Source organism: Pseudomonas sp. BN505 (assembly GCF_029873175.1).
GTDB lineage: Bacteria > Pseudomonadota > Gammaproteobacteria > Pseudomonadales > Pseudomonadaceae > Aquipseudomonas > Aquipseudomonas putida.
Genome location: NZ_SSOI01000032.1, coordinates 50,337 through 72,935, shown reverse-complemented (window position 1 = coordinate 72,935; position 22,599 = coordinate 50,337). Strand labels below are relative to the sequence as shown.

Annotated in this window: 19 protein-coding genes; 14 read left to right on the top strand and 5 right to left on the bottom strand. The window is 64.2% G+C overall.

Features of this window, described 5'->3' with window-relative positions; translation table 11 throughout:
* Positions 1 to 3: 3 nt before the first annotated feature.
* Complete coding sequence (recJ, locus tag E8E78_RS09395; protein WP_059394634.1) at positions 4 to 1,713, top strand: single-stranded-DNA-specific exonuclease RecJ; 1,710 nt, start codon at positions 4 to 6, stop codon at positions 1,711 to 1,713.
* Positions 1,714 to 1,956: 243 nt separating this feature from the next.
* A complete protein-coding gene (locus tag E8E78_RS09390; RefSeq protein ID WP_059394633.1) occupies positions 1,957 to 3,063 on the top strand; it encodes an NADH:flavin oxidoreductase/NADH oxidase in 1,107 nt (368 codons plus the stop codon).
* Between the two features lie 64 nt (positions 3,064 to 3,127).
* On the opposite strand, the gene E8E78_RS09385 is transcribed toward E8E78_RS09390, so the two are convergent.
* The 5 genes from E8E78_RS09385 to ydcS all read right to left on the bottom strand — a co-directional run bounded on the left by E8E78_RS09385 (position 3,128) and on the right by ydcS (position 8,609).
* Positions 3,128 to 4,552 (bottom strand): gamma-aminobutyraldehyde dehydrogenase, encoded by a 1,425-nt coding sequence (locus tag E8E78_RS09385; RefSeq protein WP_059394632.1) that lies wholly within the window; start codon positions 4,550 to 4,552, stop codon positions 3,128 to 3,130.
* Positions 4,553 to 4,569: 17 nt separating this feature from the next.
* Positions 4,570 to 5,376 (bottom strand): ABC transporter permease, encoded by an 807-nt coding sequence (locus E8E78_RS09380; RefSeq protein ID WP_280312070.1) that lies wholly within the window; start codon positions 5,374 to 5,376, stop codon positions 4,570 to 4,572.
* The gene (locus E8E78_RS09375; RefSeq protein ID WP_059394631.1) at positions 5,366 to 6,277 is read right to left on the bottom strand and encodes an ABC transporter permease; all 912 of its coding nucleotides are present in this window, start codon (positions 6,275 to 6,277) and stop codon (positions 5,366 to 5,368) included. The genes E8E78_RS09380 and E8E78_RS09375 overlap by 11 nt, the downstream gene beginning before the upstream one ends.
* Position 6,278: 1 nt before the next feature.
* On the bottom strand, positions 6,279 to 7,310 hold the full coding sequence (locus tag E8E78_RS09370; protein ID WP_059394630.1) for an ABC transporter ATP-binding protein: 1,032 nt from the start codon (positions 7,308 to 7,310) through the stop codon (positions 6,279 to 6,281).
* 147 nt (positions 7,311 to 7,457) lie between these two features.
* On the bottom strand, positions 7,458 to 8,609 hold the full coding sequence (gene ydcS, locus E8E78_RS09365) for a putative ABC transporter substrate-binding protein YdcS (RefSeq protein ID WP_049274405.1): 1,152 nt from the start codon (positions 8,607 to 8,609) through the stop codon (positions 7,458 to 7,460).
* A gap of 216 nt (positions 8,610 to 8,825) precedes the next feature.
* Between ydcS and E8E78_RS09360 the strand changes: the two genes are divergently transcribed.
* The 12 genes from E8E78_RS09360 to E8E78_RS09305 all read left to right on the top strand — a co-directional run bounded on the left by E8E78_RS09360 (position 8,826) and on the right by E8E78_RS09305 (position 22,551).
* Positions 8,826 to 9,509: a tellurite resistance TerB family protein gene (locus tag E8E78_RS09360; protein ID WP_049274407.1), complete on the top strand. Its 684-nt coding sequence runs from the start codon at positions 8,826 to 8,828 to the stop codon at positions 9,507 to 9,509.
* Between the two features lie 272 nt (positions 9,510 to 9,781).
* On the top strand, positions 9,782 to 11,404 hold the full coding sequence (locus E8E78_RS09355) for a methyl-accepting chemotaxis protein (RefSeq protein WP_049274408.1): 1,623 nt from the start codon (positions 9,782 to 9,784) through the stop codon (positions 11,402 to 11,404).
* Between the two features lie 5 nt (positions 11,405 to 11,409).
* Positions 11,410 to 11,916: a chemotaxis protein CheW gene (locus E8E78_RS09350; RefSeq protein ID WP_049274409.1), complete on the top strand. Its 507-nt coding sequence runs from the start codon at positions 11,410 to 11,412 to the stop codon at positions 11,914 to 11,916.
* Positions 11,913 to 13,187: a protein-glutamate O-methyltransferase CheR gene (locus E8E78_RS09345; RefSeq protein WP_049274410.1), complete on the top strand. Its 1,275-nt coding sequence runs from the start codon at positions 11,913 to 11,915 to the stop codon at positions 13,185 to 13,187. The genes E8E78_RS09350 and E8E78_RS09345 overlap by 4 nt, the downstream gene beginning before the upstream one ends.
* Positions 13,184 to 13,849, top strand: coding sequence for a chemotaxis protein CheW (locus tag E8E78_RS09340; RefSeq protein ID WP_016501207.1), 666 nt, complete (start codon positions 13,184 to 13,186; stop codon positions 13,847 to 13,849). The genes E8E78_RS09345 and E8E78_RS09340 overlap by 4 nt, the downstream gene beginning before the upstream one ends.
* Entirely contained in the window at positions 13,846 to 16,143 is a 2,298-nt protein-coding gene (locus tag E8E78_RS09335; protein ID WP_197898212.1) for a hybrid sensor histidine kinase/response regulator, read from the top strand. The genes E8E78_RS09340 and E8E78_RS09335 overlap by 4 nt, the downstream gene beginning before the upstream one ends.
* A complete protein-coding gene (gene wspF / locus E8E78_RS09330) occupies positions 16,140 to 17,153 on the top strand; it encodes a Wsp signal transduction system protein-glutamate methylesterase WspF (RefSeq protein WP_016501205.1) in 1,014 nt (337 codons plus the stop codon). Before E8E78_RS09335 ends, wspF begins: the two co-directional genes overlap by 4 nt.
* A 51-nt stretch (positions 17,154 to 17,204) precedes the next feature.
* Positions 17,205 to 18,209 (top strand): Wsp signal transduction system regulator diguanylate cyclase WspR, encoded by a 1,005-nt coding sequence (gene wspR, locus E8E78_RS09325; RefSeq protein WP_049274413.1) that lies wholly within the window; start codon positions 17,205 to 17,207, stop codon positions 18,207 to 18,209.
* A gap of 179 nt (positions 18,210 to 18,388) precedes the next feature.
* Positions 18,389 to 19,484 (top strand): peptide chain release factor 2 gene (prfB, locus tag E8E78_RS09320; RefSeq protein WP_114942480.1). Its coding sequence is split into 2 segments (ribosomal slippage): positions 18,389 to 18,460 and positions 18,462 to 19,484, totalling 1,095 coding nucleotides; the frame shifts between segments, so codons are not numbered across the junction.
* A 71-nt stretch (positions 19,485 to 19,555) separates the two neighbouring features.
* Complete coding sequence (gene lysS, locus E8E78_RS09315) at positions 19,556 to 21,058, top strand: lysine--tRNA ligase (protein WP_016501201.1); 1,503 nt, start codon at positions 19,556 to 19,558, stop codon at positions 21,056 to 21,058.
* 210 nt (positions 21,059 to 21,268) lie between these two features.
* On the top strand, positions 21,269 to 21,973 hold the full coding sequence (locus E8E78_RS09310; protein WP_041167855.1) for a TetR family transcriptional regulator: 705 nt from the start codon (positions 21,269 to 21,271) through the stop codon (positions 21,971 to 21,973).
* A gap of 29 nt (positions 21,974 to 22,002) precedes the next feature.
* A complete protein-coding gene (locus tag E8E78_RS09305) occupies positions 22,003 to 22,551 on the top strand; it encodes a hypothetical protein (protein ID WP_016485172.1) in 549 nt (182 codons plus the stop codon).
* Positions 22,552 to 22,599: the final 48 nt, after the last annotated feature.

Here is a 22,599-nt window from a genome sequence, read left to right as displayed (position 1 = left end):
CCCATGCGCATCGAACCTCGCCCCCTGCCGCCGACCCTGCCATTTCTGGGTAACTTGCCACCCTTGCTGACCCGCCTGTACGCCGCGCGCGGCGTGCAGGCCGAGGCCGAACTGGACAAAAGCCTGGCGCGCCTGCTGCCGTACCAGCAGCTCAAGGGCATCGAGGCCGGTGTCGACCTGCTTGTCGAGGCGCTGGACCAGCGCCAGCGCATTCTTATCGTTGGCGACTTCGATGCCGATGGCGCCACCGCCAGCACCGTCGGGGTGCTGGGCCTGCGCCTGATGGGTGCAGCCCACGTCGATTACCTGGTGCCCAACCGCTTCGAATACGGCTATGGCCTCACCCCGGAAATCGTAGAGGTGGCACTGCAGCGTCAGCCGCAACTGCTGATCACCGTGGACAACGGCATTTCCAGCGTCGAGGGTGTGGCGGCAGCCAAGGCCGCCGGGCTCAAGGTACTGGTCACCGACCACCACCTGCCGGGCCAGCAATTGCCCGATGCCGACGCCATCATCAACCCTAACCAGCCGGGCTGTACGTTCCCGAGCAAGGCGCTGGCCGGGGTAGGGGTGATCTTCTATGTGCTGATGGCCCTGCGCGCGCGCCTGCGCAGCCTGGGGCGCTACGAGACGCAACAACAGCCGAACATCGGCGAACTGCTCGACCTGGTCGCGTTGGGCAGCGTCGCCGACGTGGTGCCGCTGGATGCCAACAACCGCATCCTGGTGCACCAGGGCCTTGAGCGCATCCGCGCCGGCCGCGCCCGGCCAGGGCTGAAGGCAATTCTCGAAGTGGCCCGCCGCGATCACCGGCGCATCACCTCGACTGACCTGGGTTTCATCCTCGGCCCACGGCTGAACGCCGCCGGTCGCCTGGACGACATGAGCCTGGGCATTGAATGCCTGCTGTGCGAAGACGCGGCACTGGCCCAGGACATGGCCCAGCAGCTAGACGACCTGAACCAGGACCGCAAGTCCATCGAGCAGGGCATGCAGCGCGAGGCCCTGGCCCAGCTCAAGGACCTGCCAGTCGAGTCGATGCCGTATGGACTGTGCCTGTTCGATGCCGACTGGCACCAGGGTGTGATCGGGATTCTGGCTTCGCGCCTTAAAGAACGTTATCACCGGCCAACCATTGCGTTCGCTGATGCCGGCGAGGGCATGCTCAAAGGTTCGGCGCGCTCGGTACCAGGCTTCCACATCCGCGATGCACTGGATGCCGTGGCGGCGCGTCACCCGCAACTGATCAGCAAGTTCGGCGGCCACGCCATGGCTGCGGGCTTATCATTGCCTGAGGGTAATTTCCCGGCCTTTGCCGAGGCGTTCGACGAAGAAGTGCGGCGCCAGCTGCGTGAGGAAGACCTGACAGGCCGGCTGTTGTCAGATGGCAGCCTGGCCGTGGAGGAATTTCACCTCGACCTGGCCAAGGCCCTGCGCCATGCCGGGCCTTGGGGCCAGCATTTCCCCGAACCGCTGTTCCACGGCGTGTTCCAGCTGGTGGAGCAGCGCGTGGTGGGCGAGCGGCACCTGAAGGTGGTGCTCAAGAGCGAGTGTGGTTCGGTGCGACTGGATGGCATTGCCTTTGGCGTCGACCGTGAAGTGTGGCCGAACCCGACCGTGCGCTGGGTCGAACTGGCGTACAAGCTGGATGTGAACGAGTTTCGTGGCAACGAAAGTGTGCAGTTGATGATTGCCCACATGGAGCCGCGCTGACGGGTTCGCTGGGCTTGCCTTGAGTTGTTTGGTGGGGCGGAAATCGAGCGCCGCGCGGGCGGCGCTCGATCTCACCGGCGACATCACTTTCGAGCCTGACATTCCCGCACCCCACCCAAAATCCCATGGAACCTCCCCCCCACCCATTCTGGTCTAGTCTGAAGTTATGACCGGACCTGGGCCAGGGACGTGCAATTGAGTGTCCGGGCCGGATCACCATTGGAGTCCTTGGGAGGTGCCCTCATGAGCCTGCTGCTCGAGCCTTACACCCTGCGTCAGCTGACCCTGCCCAACCGCATCGCCGTATCGCCGATGTGCCAGTATTCCGCCGTCGATGGTCTGGCCAACGACTGGCACCTTGTCCATTTAGGCAGCCGTGCCGTTGGGGGCGCGGGCTTGGTGATCACGGAAGCCGTGGCGGTGACCGCCATCGGCCGTATCACCGCCGAAGACCTCGGCCTGTGGGAAGACGCCCAGATCGCGCCGCTGCAACGCATCACCCGTTTCATCACCGCCCAGGGTGCCGTGCCGGGCATACAGTTGGCGCACGCCGGGCGCAAGGCCAGTACCTATCGCCCATGGCTGGGCAAACAGGGCAGTGTGAAGCTCGAAGAGGGAGGCTGGCAGCCAGTAGGCCCATCGAAGATCGCGTTCGACCCGCAACACACACCGCCACATGAGCTGACCCCGGACGAGATCCAGGATGTAATCGCGGCGTTCGTCGCCTCGACCGAGCGCGCCTTGAAGGCCGGTTTCAAGGTGGTGGAAATTCATGCTGCGCATGGCTACCTGTTGCACCAGTTCCTCTCACCGTTAAGCAACCAGCGCCGCGACGAGTACGGCAGTTGTTTCGAAAACCGCATCCGCCTGACCCTGCAGGTGGTCGAGGCCGTGCGCAAGGTGTGGCCTGCCGAGTTGCCGCTGTTGGTGCGGGTATCGGCAACCGATTGGGTGGAGGACGGCTGGAACCCGGATGAAACCGTCGAACTGGCCCGTCGCCTGCGAGGGTTGGGTGTGGACCTGATCGATGTATCCTCTGGCGGTACCTCGGTAAACGCCGAGATCCCCACCGGCCCCGGCTACCAGACCCGCTTCGCCGAACGCGTGCGCAAGGAATCGGAAATTGCCACCGGCACCGTGGGCATGATCACCGAACCGGCCCAGGCCGAGCACATCCTGCGCACCGGCCAGGCCGATCTCATCTTCCTCGCCCGCGAGCTGTTGCGTGACCCGTACTGGCCACTACACGCCGACGACGACCTGGACGGCAACGAAGCGACCTGGCCTGCGCAGTACCAGCGCGCGACCAGCCGCGCCAACCCGATTCACGAGTCTGACCTGCGCGATTAGGTTCTACCTGTGCCGGCCTCTTCGCGGGCGAACCCGCGAAGAGGCCAGTGGCTAGAACCTCGGGCTAGTGCTTGATCATCACATGCCGCACACAGGTGTAGTCCTCCAGCCCATACATCGACATATCCTTCCCATACCCCGAATGCTTCTGCCCGCCATGAGGCATTTCGCTGACCAGCATGAAGTGGGTATTCACCCAGGTGCAGCCATACTGCAAGCGCGCCGCCAGGCGGTGGGCGCGGCCGGTGTCGCGGGTCCAGACCGATGAGGCCAGGCCGTAGTTGGAGTCGTTGGCCCATTCCAGCGCCTGGGCTTCGTCATTGAAGCGGGTGACGGATACCACCGGGCCGAAAACTTCGTTGCGCACGATCTCGTCGTCCTGCAGGGCGTCGGCCAGCACGGTCGGTTCGAAGAAGAAGCCATCGCCATCAATCGCCTTGCCACCGGTCACCAGGCGAATGTGCGCTTGGTCGATGGCCCGCTGCACCAGCCCGGCGACCTTGTCGCGATGCTGGGCGCTGATCAACGGCCCCAGCTCGGTGTCCTCGGCGTCCTGCAGGCCCGGTTTGAGGCTGGCTACTGCTGCACCCAGGCGCTCGACGAAGCGCTCGTAGATGCCGTCCTGCACGTACAGGCGGCAGGCTGCGGTGCAGTCCTGGCCGGCGTTGTAGAAGCCGAAAGTGCGGATGCCGTCGATGGCAGCGTCGATGTCGGCGTCGTCGAACACCAGCACCGGGGCCTTGCCACCCAGCTCCATGTGCATGCGTTTAACGCTGTCGGCGGTGGCGCTGATGATGTGCGCGCCAGTGGGTATGGAGCCTGTCAGCGACACCATGCGCACCTTGGGATGGTTGACCAGCGGGTTGCCGACGGTCTGGCCGCGGCCAAAGAGAATGTTGAGGACGCCCGGTGGCAGCAGATCCTGGGCCAGTTCACCCAGGCGCAAGGCGGTCAGCGGGGTCAGTTCGGAGGGTTTGATCACCACCGTGTTGCCGGCTGCCAGGGCCGGGGCGATCTTCCACGCCAACATCATCAGCGGATAGTTCCACGGTGCGATGGAAGCAACTACGCCCAATGGGTCGCGGCGGATCATCGAGGTGTGGCCGGGCAGGTACTCGCCCGCCGCCAAACCGCCCAGGCAGCGTGCCGCGCCGGCAAAATAGCGGAACACGTCGGCAATCGCCGGGATTTCATCGTTCAGCGCGGCGCTCAGGGGCTTGCCGCAGTTCTGCGATTCCAGCCGGGCCAGTTCATCGCCATGGGCTTCGATGGCATCCGCCAGCGCCAGCAAGGTTTGCGAGCGGTCCTTGGGGCTGGTTTGCGACCAGCTGTCGAAGGCCTGGTCGGCGGCGCGCACGGCGCTGTCCACCTGGGCCTCGGTGGCTTCGTTGATCTGTGCCAGCGCGGTTCCCAGCGCCGGGTTGAGCACGGTCCAGGCCGGGCCTTGGCCAGCGACCAGTTGGCCATTGATCAGCATCTGCGTTTGCATCGGGGACTCCTCCAGGGTCATTTGCCACTGCCCGCGACGCTCTCGCCGCCACGGGTCAGGTAGTAGGCGCCAAGGATTGGCAGCATGGTCACCAACATCACCAGCATGGCGACCACGTTGGTCACCGGCACGTCGCGCGGGCGGCTGAGCTGGTTCAACAGCCAGATCGGCAGGGTGCGTTCGTGGCCGGCGGTGAAGGTGGTGACGATGATTTCATCGAACGACAGGGCAAAAGCCAGCATGCCACCGGCCAGCAGTGCCGAGCCAAGGTTGGGCAGGATGATGTAGCGGAAGGTCTGCCAGCCATCGGCGCCCAAATCCATCGACGCTTCAATCAGGCTCTGCGAGGTGCGCCGCAGGCGGGCGATCACGTTGTTGTAGACGATCACCACGCAGAACGTGGCGTGACCGACCACGATGGTGAACACCCCGGGCTCTATCCCCAGGGACTTGAAGGCCGAGAGCAGGGCGATGCCGGTGATGATGCCGGGCAGGGCGATAGGCAGGATCAGCATCAGCGAAATGCTCTCTTTGCCGAAGAAGCTGCGCCGATACAACGCGACGGACGCCAGTGTGCCCAGCACCAGGGCAATCAGCGTGGCCAGGCAGGCCACCTGCAGCGACAGCTTGATCGCCTCCAGTACATCGGGCCGGGCGAAAGCCACACCGATCCACTTCAGGGTAAAGCCCTTGGGCGGGAAGCTGAACGCCGCGTCTTCGGTGTTGAAGGCGTACAGGAAGATGATCAGGATCGGGAAGTGCAGGAATAGCAGCCCGCTCCAAGCCGCCAGTCGCAGCCCTGTTGAAGCTTTTTCAGAGTGCATCGAAGGCCCCCAGGCGCTTGACGATGGACAGGTACACGGCAATCAGCACGATGGGCACCAGGGTGAACGCGGCGGCCATCGGCATGTTGCCGATCGCCCCTTGCTGGGCATAGACCATGCTGCCGATGAAGTAACCGGGTGGGCCGACCAGCTGCGGCACGATGAAGTCACCCAGGGTGAGCGAGAAGGTGAAGATCGAGCCGGCGGCGATGCCTGGGATCGAAAGCGGCAGGATCACCTGCACGAAGGTTTGCCCAGGCCGTGCGCCAAGGTCTGCCGAGGCTTGCAGCAGCGAAGGCGGCAGGCGCTCCAGCGAGGCCTGGATCGGCAGGATCATGAATGGCAGCCAGATGTACACGAACACCATGAAGCGCCCCAGGTGGGAAGTCGACAGCGTGCTGCCGCCCACGCCCGGCACGGCCAGCACCGCCTGCAGCAGGCCATCCAGGTGCAACTGCTGGACGAACCACTGGGCGACGCCGCCCTTTGCCAGCAGCAGGGTCCAGGCATAGGTCTTGACGATGTAACTGGCCCACATCGGCATCATCACCGCGATGTAGAAAAACGCCTTGGTCTTGCCGCTGGTGAAGCGCGCCATGTAGTAGGCGATGGGGAAGGCCAGTACCGCGCTGGCCAATGACACGGCCACCGCCATGCCCAAGGTGCGCAGGATGATGTCGAAGTTCGACGGGTTGAACAGCGCGGCGAAGTTGCCCAGGGTCAGGTCCGGGGTCACCGCCATGGTGAAGTCGTCGAAAGTGTAGAAACCTTGCCACAGCAGGTTCAGCAACGAGCCCAGGTAGATTGCGCCGAACCACGTCAGCGGGGGTGCCAGCAGCAGTGCCAGGTACAGGTTCGGGCGCCGGTACAGCAGGTTTGACAGGCTGCGCAGTGTGCTCATGTCAGCGGGCCTCGGTTTCCTGCAGCACCGTCATGGCCTCGCGGGGCCAATGTGCCAGCACCCGTTGCCCGGGCTGCCACGCTTGGGGCTGCGCTTGCCAGCGGTCGTTGGCCTGGCTCACCGCCAACAGCTGGCCGCTTTCCAGTTGCAGCTCGAAGCGTGTGGCGCTGCCCTGATACTGGACATCGCGCAACAAGCCGCTGACCTGCACTTCATGGCTGGTCACCACCGGTTCGCCCAGGCGGATGTGCTCGGGGCGGATGGAGAAGGGCGCCGGGCTGCCGTTGAGCTGTATGGCCAGCTCGCCACGCACCACGTTGGAGGTGCCGACGAATTCGGCGACGAAGGTGGTAGCGGGCTTCATGTACAGGTTGCGCGGGGTGTCGACCTGTTCGATACGGCCACGGTTGAACACCGCGACCCGGTCGGACATCGACAGGGCCTCGGTCTGGTCGTGGGTGACGAAGATGAAGGTGATGCCCAGTTGGCGCTGCAGTTTTTTCAGCTCGCCCTGCATCTGTTCGCGCAACTTCAGGTCCAGCGCGCCCAAGGGTTCATCCAGCAGCAATACCCGTGGCCGGTTGACCAAGGCACGGGCCAGGGCCACACGCTGGCGCTGGCCGCCGGACAGCTGCGCGGGCTTGCGCGCGCCATAGCCGGCCAGGGCCACCATGGCCAGGGCTTCTTCGGCGCGGCCGTGGCGCTCGGCCTTGGCCACACCTTTCACTTTCAGGCCATAGGCGATGTTGTCCAGCACGTTCATGTGCGGGAACAGCGCGTAGTCCTGGAACACGGTGTTGACGTCGCGCTGGTAGGGCGGCACGCCAGCGGCTTCGATACCGTGGATACGGATCGAACCGCTGGTGGGTTGTTCGAAGCCGGCGATCAGGCGCAGGCAGGTGGTCTTGCCCGAGCCGGAAGGGCCGAGCATTGAAAAGAATTCGCCATCGATGATGTCGATGCTGACCTGATCGACAGCCTTGACCTCGCCGAAGGTGCGGCAAACCTGGGTGAACTGGACGGCTAGGGGCATAGGCTGTACTCAGTTGTCTATGTATTGCCTGCCCTGGCCCTGTCGCCGGCACGCCAGCTCCCACCAGTCATGCGCAAGGCTGGGGCCTTTGCAGACACTGTGGGAGCTGGCTTGCCGGCGACAGGGCCAGGGCAGGCCAAGTAACTTTTAGCGCCCACCCATGATCGCAATGTAGTCCTGGGTCCAGCGGCTATACGGCACGAACTTGCCCCCCTGGGCCTGCGGGGTTTTCCAGAAGGCGATCTTGTCGAAATTGTCGAACCCGTTGGTCTTGCAGCCCTCGGCGCCCAGCAGTTCGCTGCCGGTGCACGCTGCCGGCACCGCCGGCAAAGAGCCGAACCAGGCCGCTACGTCACCCTGCACCTTAGGTTGCAGCGACCAGTCCATCCACTTGTAGGCGCAGTTGGGGTGCTTGGCCTCGCTGTGCAGCATGGTGGTGTCGGCCCAGCCGGTTGCGCCTTCCTTGGGAATGGTCGAGGCCACCGGCTGGTTCTCGGCCTTCAGGCCATTGACCATGTAGCCCCAGGAACTGGAGGCGACCACGCCTTCATTCTTCACGTCGCTCATCTGCACGGTGGCGTCATGCCAGTAACGGTGGATCAGCGGCTGCTGCTGGCGCAGCAGTTCCAGCACGGCCTTGTATTGCTCCTCGTTCAGCTCGTAGGGGTCCTTGATGCCCAGTTCGGGCTTGGTCGACTTCAGGTACAGCGCCGCGTCGGCGATGTAGATCGGCCCGTCGTAGGCCTGGACGCGGCCTTTGTTCGGCTTGCCGTCGGGCAGGTTCTGCGGCTCGAACACCACGCCCCAGCTGGTAGGGGCTTGCTTGAAGGTGTTGGTGTTGTACAGCAGCACGTTCGGCCCCCACTGATAGGGGGTGCCGTACACCTGCTTGTCGACCACGTACCAGCCACCGTTCTGCAGGCGCGGGTCGATGTTCTTCCAGTTGGGGATCAGGGCGGTGTTGATCGGCTGCACGCGCTTGCCCACGATCAGCCGCAGCGAGGCATCGCCCGAGGCGGTGACCAGGTCATAACCGCCCTTGGTCATCAGGCTGACCATCTCGTCCGAGGTGGCGGCGGTCTTCACACTGACCTTGCAGCCGGTTTCCTTCTCGAAGCCGGTCACCCAGTCGTAGGCCTTGTCGCTTTCACCGCGCTCGATGTAGCCGGGCCAGGCAACGATATCCAGGCGCCCCTCGCCGGGCCCCAGGGCCTTGGGCGGTTCGGCAGCCTGCAGGCTGGCGCTGGCCAGCACGGCACCGGTCATGGCGCCGAGCAATGCGGTCTTGTGCACTGACATGGTGTTCCCTCTTTTTGGAGATCTTGTTCGGGGCAGTCATCAAGCAAGCCGTGAAGCAATTGTTATAAGCGTAGTGCGATCGCGCGAGGTATTGGCGATATCGAGTCTAGTTGGCTTTTTGCCAGCCAATGCAACATCCGGAAGCAAATCCGCGATGGCGTGCGTTCTGCCAAGCCTTACTCTGGCGGTTGAATCTTCTTGCGTGGAGACACATGAATGAACACTCGGGGCTTGCTTGATCAACTCCTCAAATCCGGCCAGCAGATGCTCGAAAAACAGGGGGGCGCCAACAAGTCCGGCAGCGCTGGCGGTGGGCTTGGCGGGCTGTTGTCCGGTGCTGGTGGCGGCCTGTTGGGTGGGGGCGCCCTGGGCCTGCTGCTCGGTAGCAAGAAAGCCCGCAAGTACGGCGGCAAGGCCCTGACCTACGGCGGCCTGGCTGCGCTGGGTGTGCTGGCCTACAAGGCCTACGGCAACTGGCAGGCCAATCAGCAGGGGGCCGCAGCCGAACCGCAAACCGTCGACCGCCTGCCGCCTGCCCAGGTCGAGCAGCACAGCCAGGCGGTGCTGCGGGCGCTGGTAGCGGCGGCCAAGTCCGATGGCCATATCGACGAGCGCGAAAGGGCGCTGATCGAGGGTGAATTTACCCGCCTGGACAGCGACCGTGAACTGCAGCACTGGCTGCATGCCGAGCTGAACAAACCGCTGGACCCGGCCGAAGTGGCCCGCGCCGCGCAAACACCAGAAATGGCCGCCGAGATGTACCTGGCCAGCGTGATGATGGTCGACCAGGAAAACTTCATGGAGCGTGCCTACCTGGACGAACTGGCCCGCCAGCTGCGTTTGGACCCAGCCCTGCGCCGAGAGCTGGAAAGCCAGGTACGGCTTGCTGCTGGCCAATAATCACTCATTCAGGCGTGCGCACTCCCTGTAGGAGCAGCCTTGTGCTGCGAAGAGGCCATGAAGGCCCATGCAGCAGTATTGATCATCCCGGCCCTTTCGCAGCGCAAGGCTGCTCCTACAGGGGCCATGGTGCGCTCACGATCTACGAAACAAATGGCATGTCCATCAGCAGGGATGCCTGTTTACCCCTCACTTCACCCGAAAATGTGTAAGGCCTCTGGGCTATACTTCAGCGATTTTTCCCGCTCGTTGAGAATTCCTGAGGGCTGAATGTGAAAAACTGGACCTTGCGCCAACGGATCCTGGCAAGTTTCGCCGTGATCATCGCCATCATGCTGCTGATGATCGTGGCCGCCTACTCGCGGTTGGTGGCCATCGAAACCGCCGAGGAGGCAGTGGGGACCGACAGCATTCCCGGGGTCTACTACAGCTCGATGATCCGCAGCGCCTGGGTCGACAGCTACGTCACCAGCCAGCAACTGGTGGGCCTGTCCAACCACCGTGAAATCACTTCGGCCGACATGGAGCTGTTCAAAAGCTTCGAAGACAGGCTGAAACAGCACATGGCCAGCTACCAGGCCACCATCCAGGACAAAGACGACCAGACCCGCTTCGAGAGCTTCGTGCAACTGGAGGAGAACTACCTCAGGATCGTCAATCAGGTGCTGGATGCGTACCGCCAGCGCAACTACGCCGAAGCCGAACGGCTGATCATGGAGGTGCTGACGCCGGCCTGGGTGGAAGGGCGCAAGCACCTGAATGAAGTGATCGAATTCAATCGGGCGTCTGCCGAGTCCGCGACCAGCGAGATTGTCAGCGCCGTCAGCACGGCCAAAGGCAGTATGGTGGTTTCGCTGCTGCTGGCGATCGTTGCGGCCGCCATTTGTGGCCTGTTGCTGATGCGTGCCATCACCGCCCCCATGCAGCGTATCGTGCATGCCCTCGACAGGCTGCGCTCCGGCGACCTGAGCATGCGCCTGAGCCTGGACCGCAAGGACGAGTTCGGCGCCATCGAAAGCGGCTTCAACGAAATGGCCGAGGCGCTGGCCAACCTGGTGGCCCAAGCCCAGCGTTCGTCGGTGCAGGTCACCACGTCGGTGACCGAGATCGCCGCCACGTCCAAGCAACAGCAGGCCACCGCCACCGAAACCGCCGCCACCACCACGGAAATCGGCGCCACCTCACGGGAAATTGCCGCCACCTCGCGTGATCTGGTGCGCACCATGACCGAAGTCACCTCCGCCGCTGATCAGGCTTCCAGCCTCGCCGGCTCTGGCCAGCAGGGGCTGGCGCGGATGGAAGAGACCATGCACCAGGTGATGGGCGCTGCGGATCTGGTCAACGCCAAACTCGGCATCCTCAACGAAAAGGCCAGCAACATCACCCAGATGGTGGTGACCATCGTCAAGGTTGCCGACCAGACCAACCTGCTGTCGCTCAACGCCGCCATCGAAGCGGAAAAGGCCGGTGAGTACGGGCGTGGCTTTGCCGTGGTAGCCACCGAAGTGCGCCGCCTGGCCGACCAGACCGCCGTGGCCACCTACGACATCGAGCAGATGGTGCGTGAAATCCAGTCGGCGGTGTCTGCCGGGGTCATGGGCATGGACAAGTTTTCCGAAGAAGTGCGCCGCGGCATGTTCGAGGTGCAGCAGGTGGGCGAGCAGCTCAGCCAGATCATTCACCAGGTGCAGGCCCTGGCGCCGCGTGTGCTGATGGTCAACGAAGGCATGCAGGCCCAGGCCACCGGTGCCGAGCAGATCAACCAGGCGCTGGCGCAGCTCAGCGATGCCAGTACCCAGACCGTCGAGTCGCTGCGACAGGCCAGCTTTGCCATCGATGAACTGAGCCAGGTGGCCGCCGGCCTGCGTGGCGGCGTGTCGCGTTTCAAAGTCTGAACACGATGAACGACTTGCCACCGCACGCCGCATCCGCGCAAAACGCCAAGGGCGCGTTGTACCTGCAGTTTCGCCTCAGGGAACAGCGCTTTGCCCTGAGCGTGCACGAGGTGATCGAGGTGCTGCCGCGCCAGCCGCTCAAGCCGATTGCCCAGGCACCTGCCTGGGTCGCGGGCATCCTCGCCCATCGTGGCCATCTGGTTCCTGTGATCGACCTTGCCGCGCTGAGTTTCGGTCAGCCGGCGGCGCAGCGCACCAGTACGCGACTGGTGCTGGTGCATTATCGTGGCAGCCTGCAACTCGGCCTGATCCTGGAGCAGGCCACCGAGACCCTGCGTTGCCACCCGGAGGAATTCCAGCCTTATGGCGTGGACAGCGGCGAAGCGCCGTATCTGGGCCCGGTACGCCAGGATGAGCAGGGCCTGCTGCAGCGCATCGAAGTCAACGATCTGCTGCCTGATGCCGTGCACCACCTGCTGTACACGGATGAGCCGACAGGGATGCCGACATGAGCGAACAGCGTTTCTTCCGCTTCTTGCGCGAGCGCATCGGCCTGGACGTTGAGTCGGTAGGTGCGCCCATGGTCGAGCGCGCGCTGCGTCAGCGTTGCGTGGCCGTGGGCGCCGTCGACCTGGACCATTACTGGCTGCGCCTGCAGCAGTCGGCGGATGAGCAACAGGCGTTGATCGAGGCGGTGATCGTCCCGGAAACCTGGTTTTTCCGTTACCCGGAGTCTTTTACCGCCCTGGCCAGCCTGGCACACAAGCGCCTGGCCGAACTGGCCGGGGCCCGCCCACTGCGCCTGCTCAGCCTGCCATGCTCGACCGGCGAGGAACCCTATTCGCTGGCCATGGCCTTGCTCGACGCGGGCATTGCGCCTGGGGCGTTTCTGATCGATGGCATGGACATCAGCCCCAGTTCGGTGACCAAGGCCGGGCAGGCCGTGTATGGGCGCAATGCGTTTCGCGGCAGCGACCTGGGCTTTCGCGAGCGCTACTTCGATGCCCTCGATGAAGGCCACCGCCTGCACGGTCGAGTTCAGCAGCAAGTCAGCCTGCAGGTGGGCAATGTGCTCGACCCCGCGCTGGCCAGCCGCGACGGCCTGTACGACTTCGTGTTCTGTCGCAACCTGTTGATCTATTTTGACGTGCCGACCCAGCAGCGTGTATTCGAGGTGCTCAAGCGCCTGCTGCATCCGCAGGGTGTGCTGTTCATCGGCCCGGCCGAAGGCAGCTTGCTGGCGCGGCTGGGCATGCGCCCGCTAGGGATCGCCCAGTCGTTTGCCTATGTGCGCCAGGAGGGTGGCAATGCCCCGTTGGCAGTGGCACCTGTGCAACCCGCACGGCGCACCGTACCGCCGCTGGCCACGGCGGGTTATCCGCCACCCGGCGCGCCGCTGCCGCGCCCGCTGCGTGTACTGCCGATGGCGCCCAAGCCAGCGCCGGCCCGCGAGCATGCGCGTGAGGGCGCGAGCGAGCTGCTGGCCAGCATCGCCCGGCTTGCCAACGCTGGCGCCAGCGAGCAGGCGCGTGCCGAATGCCAGCGCTACCTGGGCCAGTTCGCGCCGTCGGCGCAGGTGTACTACTGGCTGGGGCTGCTCAGTGATACCGAAGGCGATGCGCAGCAGGCGCTGACCCATTATCGCAAAGCCCTGTACCTGGAGCCGCAGCACCCCGAGGCGCTGGTACACCTGGCGGCCTTGTTGGCGTCCCAAGGTGACCTGGCCGGTGCCCGGCGCCTGCAGGACCGCGCTGCACGGGTTGGCAGGGAGCCTGAACGATGAAGGGTGAAATGGCGATGCAGCTGCTGGCCGAAGATGACGCGCACATCGACGACTGCTGGAACCGCATTGGCGTGCACGGCGACAAGCAGTGCCCGCTGCTGGAGCGGCATGTCCACTGCCGAAATTGCGACGTGTATGCGGCTTCGGCCACCCGGCTGCTTGACCGCTACGCGCTGATGCAGGACCACCAGGCTGCCCCGGCGCAGCCAGTGGAGGAAAACACCGGCCGCTCCATGCTGCTGTTCCGCCTGGGCGAAGAGTGGCTGGCGCTGGCCACCGCCAGCCTGGCCGAGATCGCCCCGATGCAGGCCGTGCATTCGCTGCCGCATCAGCGCTCGCGGCTGCTGCAGGGGGTTGCCAATGTGCGCGGTGCGTTGGTGCCGTGCCTGTCACTGGCTGACTTGCTGGGTGTGCAGGCCGACACCGCCGAGCAACGCAGCGGTCGGGCCATGCCACGCATGCTGATTCTGGCGGCCGAGGGAGGGCCGGTAGTGATGGCCGTTGAGGAAATCGACGGTATTCACCGGCTAGACCCACTGCTGCTGGGCAGCGGCCAGGACGCCACGCGCTTTACCGCCGCAGTGCTGCAGTGGCGCGGCCGCAGCGTGCGGGTGCTGGACGATCAACACTTACTGTCTGCCGTGCAGCGGAGCCTGTCATGACCCCAGAGCAAATGCGCGACGCATCGTTGCTCGAACTGTTCAGCCTGGAGGCAGAGGCGCAGACCCAGGTCCTCAGCGCCGGCCTGATGGCGCTGGAGCGCAACCCTACCCAGGCTGACCAGCTTGAGGCTTGCATGCGCGCCGCCCACTCGCTGAAGGGCGCGGCGCGCATCGTTGGGGTGGATGCCGGCGTCAGCGTCGCCCACGTCATGGAAGACTGCCTGGTGGCGGCACAGGAGGGCCGCTTGCGCCTGAGTGCCGAGCACATCGACGCGCTGTTGCAAGGCACCGACCTGCTGATGCGTATCGCCACACCGGGCGACGTCGGGGCGCAGGCGACCCTGCCCGTCTTCCTGGCGCAAATGGCCAGCCTGCTCGACCCAGGGGCTGTGGCCATGCCTGCCGTGCCGCCGCCAGTGCCCGTGCTGCCAGACTTGCCGCTGGCAACCTTGCCAGCCGAGCCTATGGCGTTGCCACTTGATGCTTTGGAGTCCGACCCCGAACCTGCCCCGCGCCGCAAGGCCGGCAAACGCGGCGGCGAAGGTGCCGAGCGGGTGCTGCGGGTCACCGCCGACCGCCTCAACAGCCTGCTCGACCTGTCCAGCAAGTCGCTGGTGGAAACCCAGCGGCTCAAACCTTACCTGGCCACCTTGCAGCGGCTCAAGCGCATGCATGGCCAGGGTATGCAGGCGCTTGATGGCCTGCGCATGCAGTTGGAGGACAGTGGCCAGGGCAGCGAGGTGCTCGAAGCCCTGGCACAAACCCAGCGTCTGCTGGCCGAAACCCAGCAGATCCTGCAGCAGCAGGCCGCCGATCTGGACGAATTCGGCTGGCAGGCCAGCCAGCGTGCACAGTTGTTGTACGACACCGCCCTGGCCTGCCGAATGCGGCCGTTCGCCGATGTGCTGACCGGCCAGAGCCGTATGGTCCGAGACCTTGGCCGCTCGCTGGGCAAACCGGTACAGCTGGCGGTAGAGGGGGAAAAGACCCAGGTCGATCGCGATGTGCTGGAAAAGCTTGAAGCACCGCTGACCCACCTGCTGCGCAACGCGGTTGACCACGGCATCGAGCTGCCGGAGCGTCGCCTGCTGGCGGGCAAGCCAGAGGAAGGCGTGATTCGCCTGCGCGCCTCGCACCAGGCCGGCATGCTCAGCCTGGAACTGATCGACGATGGTGCCGGCATCGACCTGGAGCGCTTGCGCAGCAGCATCGTCGAGCGCGCCCTGTCGCCTGCCGACACGGTGGCGCGGATGAGTGATGCAGAACTGCTGACGTTCCTTTTCCTGCCCGGCTTCAGCCTGCGCGACAAGGTCACCGAGGTGTCTGGGCGCGGCGTGGGGCTGGATGCGGTGCAACACATGATCCGCGAGCTACGCGGCTCCATCGAGCTGACCCAGGTGGCGGGTCAGGGCTGTCGCTTCCATCTGCAGGTGCCATTGACCCTGTCGGTGGTGCGCAGCCTGGTGATCGAGGTGGGTGGCGAGGCCTATGCCTTCCCGCTTGCCCACATCGAACGCACGCTGGAAGTGACCACCGAGCAGATCGTGCAGATCGAAGGGCGCCAGCATTTCTGGCACGAAGGCCGGCTTATCGGCCTGGTGGCGGCCAGCCAGTTGTTGAACCGGCCTGCCGGCCAGGCGCAAGACGGCAGCCTGCGGGTGGTGGTGATCCGTGAGCGCGAGCAACTGTACGGCGTGGCCGTGGAGCGGCTGATAGGTGAGCGGGTACTGGTGGTGATGCCGCTCGACCCACGGCTGGGCAAGGTGCAGGACATTTCTTCCGGCGCCTTGCTCGATGACGGCTCGGTGGTGTTGATCGTCGATGTCGAAGACCTGCTGCGTTCGGTGGAGAAACTGCTCAGTACCGGCAGCCTGGAGCGCGTCGAACGCGGGAGCAGCGGCGCCCGTGGTGTGGTGCGCAAGCGCATCCTGGTGGTCGACGATTCGCTGACCGTGCGCGAGCTGCAACGCAAGCTGCTGGGCAACCGTGGCTACGATGTGGCGGTGGCGGTAGATGGCATGGACGGCTGGAACGCCCTGCGCAGCGAGGACTTCGACCTGCTGATCACTGACATCGATATGCCGCGAATGGACGGCATCGAGCTGGTGACCCTGGTACGCCGCGATCAGCGCCTGCAGTCGCTGCCGGTGATGGTGGTGTCCTACAAGGACCGTGAGGAAGACCGACGGCGTGGCCTGGATGCAGGCGCCGACTACTATTTGGCAAAGGCCAGTTTCCACGACGATGCGTTGCTGGATGCTGTGGTGGAGCTGATCGGAGGTGCTCAGGGATGAAGATCGCCATCGTCAATGACATGCCTATGGCCGTCGAGGCGCTGCGTCGGGCGGTCGCCCTGGAGCCTGCGCACCAGGTGGTGTGGGTTGCCAGCAATGGCGCCGAGGCGGTGCAGCGCTGCGCCGAGCAACTGCCGGACCTGATCCTGATGGACCTGATCATGCCGGTCATGGACGGCGTGGAGGCCACGCGGCGGATCATGGCCGAAACCCCCTGCGCCATCGTCATCGTCACGGTCGACCGCAAGCAGAACGTGCACCGGGTGTTCGAAGCCATGGGCCATGGCGCCCTCGACGTGGTCGACACCCCGGCACTGGGCGCTGGCGATGCCCGCGAAGCAGCGGCGCCACTGCTGCGCAAAATCCTCAATATCGGCTGGCTGGTCGGCCAGCAGCGCACGCCAGCGGCAAGGCCGGTGGCGACACCGCTGCGTGAGGCCTCGCAGCGTCGCGGGCTGGTGGCGATCGGTTCGTCGGCGGGTGGCCCGGCAGCCCTCGAAGTGCTGCTCAAGGGCTTGCCTGCTGCGTTTCCGGCGGCCATCGTGCTGGTCCAGCATGTGGACCAGGTGTTTGCTGCCGGCATGGCAGAGTGGCTCAGCAGCGCAGCCGGCCTGCCGGTGCGCCTGGCCCGTGAAGGCGAGCCGCCGCAGCCGGGCCAGGTATTGCTGGCCGGCACCAACCACCATATTCGCCTGCTACAAAATGGCCAACTGGCCTACACTGCCGAACCTGTCAATGAAATCTACCGGCCCTCGATCGATGTGTTCTTCGAGAGCGTGGCACGTTACTGGAATGGCGATGCGGTGGGCGTGCTGCTCACCGGCATGGGGCGCGACGGCGCCCAGGGCCTGAAGCTGATGCGTCAGCAGGGGTTTCTGACCATTGCCCAGGACCAGGCCAGCAGCGCAGTGTACGGCATGCCCAAGGCCGCCGCGGCAATCGATGCCGCAGTGGAAATTCGCCCGCTGGAACGCATCGCCGGGCGCTTGATGGACTTTTTCGCAAAATGACGAAATGTATTGAATCACGCCGCCAGAACGGCAGTGATCGGGTGAACAGGTATGAATGACTTACCGATCGAAGGTTTTGCCACCACCAACGAAAACTCTGCGATGGTGCTGCTGGTCGACGACCAGGCCATGATCGGCGAGGCGGTGCGGCGTGGTCTGGCCAATGAAGACAACATCGACTTCCACTTCTGTGCCGACCCGCACCAGGCGGTGGTCCAGGCCATGCGCATCAAGCCCACGGTCATCCTCCAGGACCTGATCATGCCTGGCCTGGACGGCTTGACCCTGGTACGCGAATACCGCAACAACCCGGCCACCCAGGACATCCCGATCATCGTACTGTCGACCAAGGAGGACCCGCTGGTCAAAAGCGCGGCGTTTGCCGCCGGGGCCAACGATTACCTGGTCAAGCTTCCGGACACCATCGAACTGGTAGCGCGCATTCGCTACCATTCGCGCTCCTACCTTACCCTGCTGCAACGCGACGAGGCTTACCGCGCCCTGCGCGTCAGCCAGCAGCAGTTGCTCGACTCCAACCTGATGCTGCAGCGGCTGATGAACTCCGATGGCCTGACCGGGCTGTCCAACCGCCGCCACTTCGACGAGTACCTGGAGCTGGAATGGCGGCGCGCCATGCGTGAACAGCAGCAGTTGTCGTTGCTGATGATCGATGTGGACTATTTCAAGGCCTACAACGACAGCTTCGGCCACCTGGCCGGCGACGAGGCCTTGCGCCAGGTGGCCGAGGCGATCCGTGGCTCATGCTCGCGGCCGACCGACCTGCCGGCCCGCTATGGCGGCGAGGAGTTTGCCCTGGTGCTGCCCAACACCTCGCCAGGCGGGGCACGCCTGGTGGCTGAAAAGCTGCGTCAGACCGTTTTCGGCCTTGGCATCCCGCACAGCGCCCCGGTGGCCGACTCGCACCTGACCGTGAGCATCGGCCTGGCCACCCAGACCCCGGCCGTGGGCAGCCACTGCCGGCAACTGATTTCGGCGGCGGACAAAGGCTTGTACCAGGCCAAGAACAGCGGGCGTAACCAAGTCGGCATCGCCTGAGAAACGGTGCACGGCCCCTTTTAGGAGCGGCCTTGTGTCGCGATGGGCTGCGCAAGCCCGCTCCTGCAAGGGCGGTGATACGTTCTGCGAATGTGACCGCCCGGCGGGTCTGCCGCCGTGCCGCGGACTCGGTTATACTCGCGGGCTTTTCACCGAATTCGTACGAGAGCCGCGCGCCCATGGAAATCCAACCGATTCTGAACACCATCAAGGACCTCACCGAGCGTTCCCAGTCCATTCGGGGGTATCTTTGACTACGATCACAAGCATGACCGCCTGATCGAAGTCAATCGCGAGCTGGAAGACCCAAACGTCTGGAACAAGCCCGAATACGCCCAGGAACTGGGCCGCGAGCTCGCTGCCCTGAAGCAGATCGTCGAAACCCTGGATGAACTGTCCGGTGGCCTGAACGACTGCCGCGACTTGCTGGACATGGCCGTCGAAGAAAAAGACGAAGCCGCTGTCGAGGACGTGACCGCCGAGCTGCAGCGCCTGGAAGAAGCCCTGGCGAAGCTTGAGTTCCGCCGCATGTTCAGCGGCGAGATGGACATGAACAACGCCTACCTGGACATCCAGGCAGGTTCCGGCGGCACCGAAGCCCAGGACTGGGCCAACATTCTGTTGCGCATGTACCTGCGCTGGGCCGACAAGCGCGGTTTCGACGCCACCATCATCGAGCTTTCCGAAGGTGAAGTCGCCGGCATCAAAGGCGCTACCGTGCACATCAAGGGCGAGTACGCCTTTGGCTGGCTGCGCACCGAGATCGGCGTGCACCGCTTGGTGCGCAAGAGCCCGTTCGACTCCGGCGCCCGTCGTCACACCTCGTTCTCGGCGGTGTTCGTGTCGCCCGAGATCGACGACAAGGTCGAGATCGACATCAACCCGTCCGACCTGCGTATCGACACCTACCGCTCCTCGGGCGCCGGTGGTCAGCACGTGAACACCACCGACTCCGCGGTACGTATCACCCACGTGCCGACCAACACCGTGGTGGCTTGCCAGAACGAACGCTCCCAGCACGCCAACAAGGACACCGCCATGAAAATGCTGCGGGCCAAGTTGTACGAGCTGGAAATGCAGAAGCGCAACGCCGCTTCGCAAGCGCTGGAAGACAGCAAGTCGGACATCGGCTGGGGTCACCAGATCCGCTCGTACGTGCTCGACGCGTCGCGGATCAAGGACCTGCGTACCAACGTTGAACGCAGCGACTGCAACAAGGTGCTCGACGGTGATATCGACGAATACCTGGAAGCCAGCCTGAAACAGGGCCTGTAAGCTTCACTCCTGCTGAAAGACCCTCGCCTGCGGGCGAGGGCAATGAATTCCCTGATGGAAGATGTGACGACATGAGCGACCTCAAGACCGACTCGCAAGACCTGCAACAGGAAGAAAATGCCCTGATCGCCCTGCGCAAGGAAAAACTTGCCGCCGAGCGCGCCAAAGGCAACGCCTTCCCCAACGACTTCCGTCGCGACAGCTACTGCAACGACCTGCAGAAACAGTACGCGGACAAGACCAAGGAAGAGCTGGAAGCAGCCGCGATTCCGGTCAAGGTTGCCGGCCGTATCATGCTCAACCGTGGCTCGTTCATGGTTATCCAGGACATGACCGGTCGCATCCAGGTCTACGTCAACCGCAAGACCCTGTCGGAAGAAACCCTGGCCGCAGTCAAGACCTGGGACCTGGGCGACATCATCAGCGCCGAAGGCACCCTGGCACGTTCCGGCAAGGGTGACCTGTACGTCGAAATGACCAACGTGCGCCTGCTGACCAAGTCGCTGCGCCCGCTGCCCGACAAGCACCACGGCCTGACCGACACCGAACAGCGCTACCGCCAGCGTTACGTCGACCTGATGGTCAACGAAGAAACCCGCCACACCTTCCGTGTGCGTTCGCAGGTGATCTCGCACATTCGCAAGTTCCTCACCGAGCGTGACTTCCTCGAAGTCGAGACGCCGATGCTGCAAACCATCCCGGGCGGCGCGGCGGCCAAGCCGTTCGAAACCCACCACAACGCCCTGGACATGGCCATGTTCCTGCGTATCGCGCCGGAGCTGTACCTCAAGCGCCTGGTGGTGGGTGGCTTTGAGAAAGTGTTCGAGATCAACCGCAACTTCCGTAACGAAGGTGTTTCGACGCGTCATAACCCCGAATTCACCATGCTCGAGTTTTACCAGGCCTACGCCGACTACAACGACAACATGGACCTCACCGAGGAACTGTTCCGCGAGCTGGCGCAGTTGGTACTGGGCAGCACCGACGTGCCTTACGGCGACAAGGTGTTCCACTTCGGCGAGCCGTTCGTGCGCCTGTCGGTGTTCGACTCGATCCTCAAGTACAACCCGGAACTGACCGCTGCCGACCTGCAGGACGTTGACCGCGCCCGCGACATCGCCAAGAAGGCCGGTGCCAAGGTGCTGGGCCACGAAGGCCTGGGCAAGCTGCAGGTGATGATTTTCGAAGAGCTGGTCGAGCACAAGCTGGAGCAGCCTCACTTCATCACCGAGTACCCGTTCGAAGTGTCGCCGCTGGCTCGTCGCAACGACGACAACCCGGCCGTTACCGACCGCTTCGAGCTGTTCATCGGTGGCCGCGAAATCGCCAACGCCTACTCCGAGCTCAACGATGCCGAAGACCAGGCCGAGCGCTTCCTGGCCCAGGTGGCCGAGAAGGACGCTGGTGACGACGAAGCCATGCACTACGACGCCGACTTCGTGCGTGCGCTGGAGTACGGCATGCCGCCGACCGCCGGTGAAGGCATCGGCATCGACCGCCTGGTCATGTTGCTGACCAACTCGCCGTCGATCCGCGACGTGATCCTGTTCCCGCACATGCGTCCACAGGCCTGAGTGAATTGAACAAGCCGCCTTTCGAGGCGGCTTTTTCTTGCCTGAAGCTTTATGTTGTCTGTACTGGCTCCATCGCTGGCAAGCCAGCTCCCACAGGTGCTGCATAGGTCCTGACTATTGTGCGGGCCCGTGGGAGCTGGCTTGCCGGCGATGAGGCCAGTGCAGGCCGCAGATGACTTGAACCGTGAGGTATGCCCTGTGACACCCGCCATGCCTGATCAAGGCGCCGCCGGCATCGCTACCGCCGTCGCCGAAAACGTGCAATACCAAGGCCGCAAGACTGCCCGCCAAGGCAGCGAACAGCGCCGCCAGCTGATCCTCGACGCCGCCATGCGTATCGTCGTGCGCGATGGCGTGCGCGGTGTGCGCCACCGTGCGGTGGCCGCCGAGGCCGCTGTGCCGCTGTCGGCCACCACCTACTACTTCAAGGACATCGAGGACCTGCTCACCGATACCTTCGCCCAGTATGTCGAGCGTAGTGCCGCCTACATGGCCAAGCTGTGGGCCAACACCGAAGTGGTACTGCGCCAGTTGCTGGCCCAGGGTGACGGCAGCCCGGCGGCACGGGCGCGGCTGGCTGACGAAGTGGCGCGCATGACTGCCGACTATGTTCAGCGGCAACTGCTGAACCGCCGCGACTTCCTGATGGCCGAACAGGCCTTCCGCCAAGAGGCGCTGCTGTGCCCACGCCTGGCTGAGCTGGTGCGTGCCCACGAGCAGATCCTGCTGCACGGCACCCGTCAATTGCTGCAGGTGGTGGGGTCGCGACAACCAGAACAGGACGCCCAGATGTTGACGGCGATTATCGAGCAGATGGAATATCAGGGCCTGCTCAAGGATGCGAACGCGCAAGCCGATGGGCAGATGCTCGCTATGCTTACCCGATACCTGCAGCTGGTGCTGGCATCGGCCTGAGCCGAGACCGATTTTTCAAGGAGAACCTGATGAAAGCCTGGCGTGTGGTGTTGTTGACTCTGTCATTCCTGCTGCTGGGCGGTTGTCTGGTGACCTTCCATGAGCCCTTGCCCAGCAACCAGGCGGCGCCCAAGGCGCTGCTCGGCAAGTGGAGCAGCAAGGACGCCTGGGGCGAGCCGTTGAAGCTGACCATCAGCCGCAGCGGCGGCGGTGCCTACAAGGCGGTGGCCACGGCCAAGGGCAAGGCCCCTGAGGAATACGTGTTCACCGTGTCGCGCCACGGCAACCGCTGGTACCTGTCGGCCGGCGTGCCCAAACGCCTGGGAGGCAACTTCCTGATCGGCGGTTTCGACATCGTCGAGGGCAAGGAGCTGGTGGTCTACAACCTGGATGTCGAGCAGGTGCAGCAGGCGGTGGACAAGAAGGAACTGACCGGGCGCAGCACCGAGGTGCCTGAAGACAACGGCGACGGCGTGCTGATCGATAGCCCCTCGGCGCGGGTGCTGGCGTACCTGGACGACCCGGCCAACTCCGACCTGTTCGTCGAAGTGGCGCGGTTCCAGCGTACTGGCAAGTAGTTACCTGTGCCGGCCTCTTCGCGGCTAAAGCCGCTCCCACAGGTACTG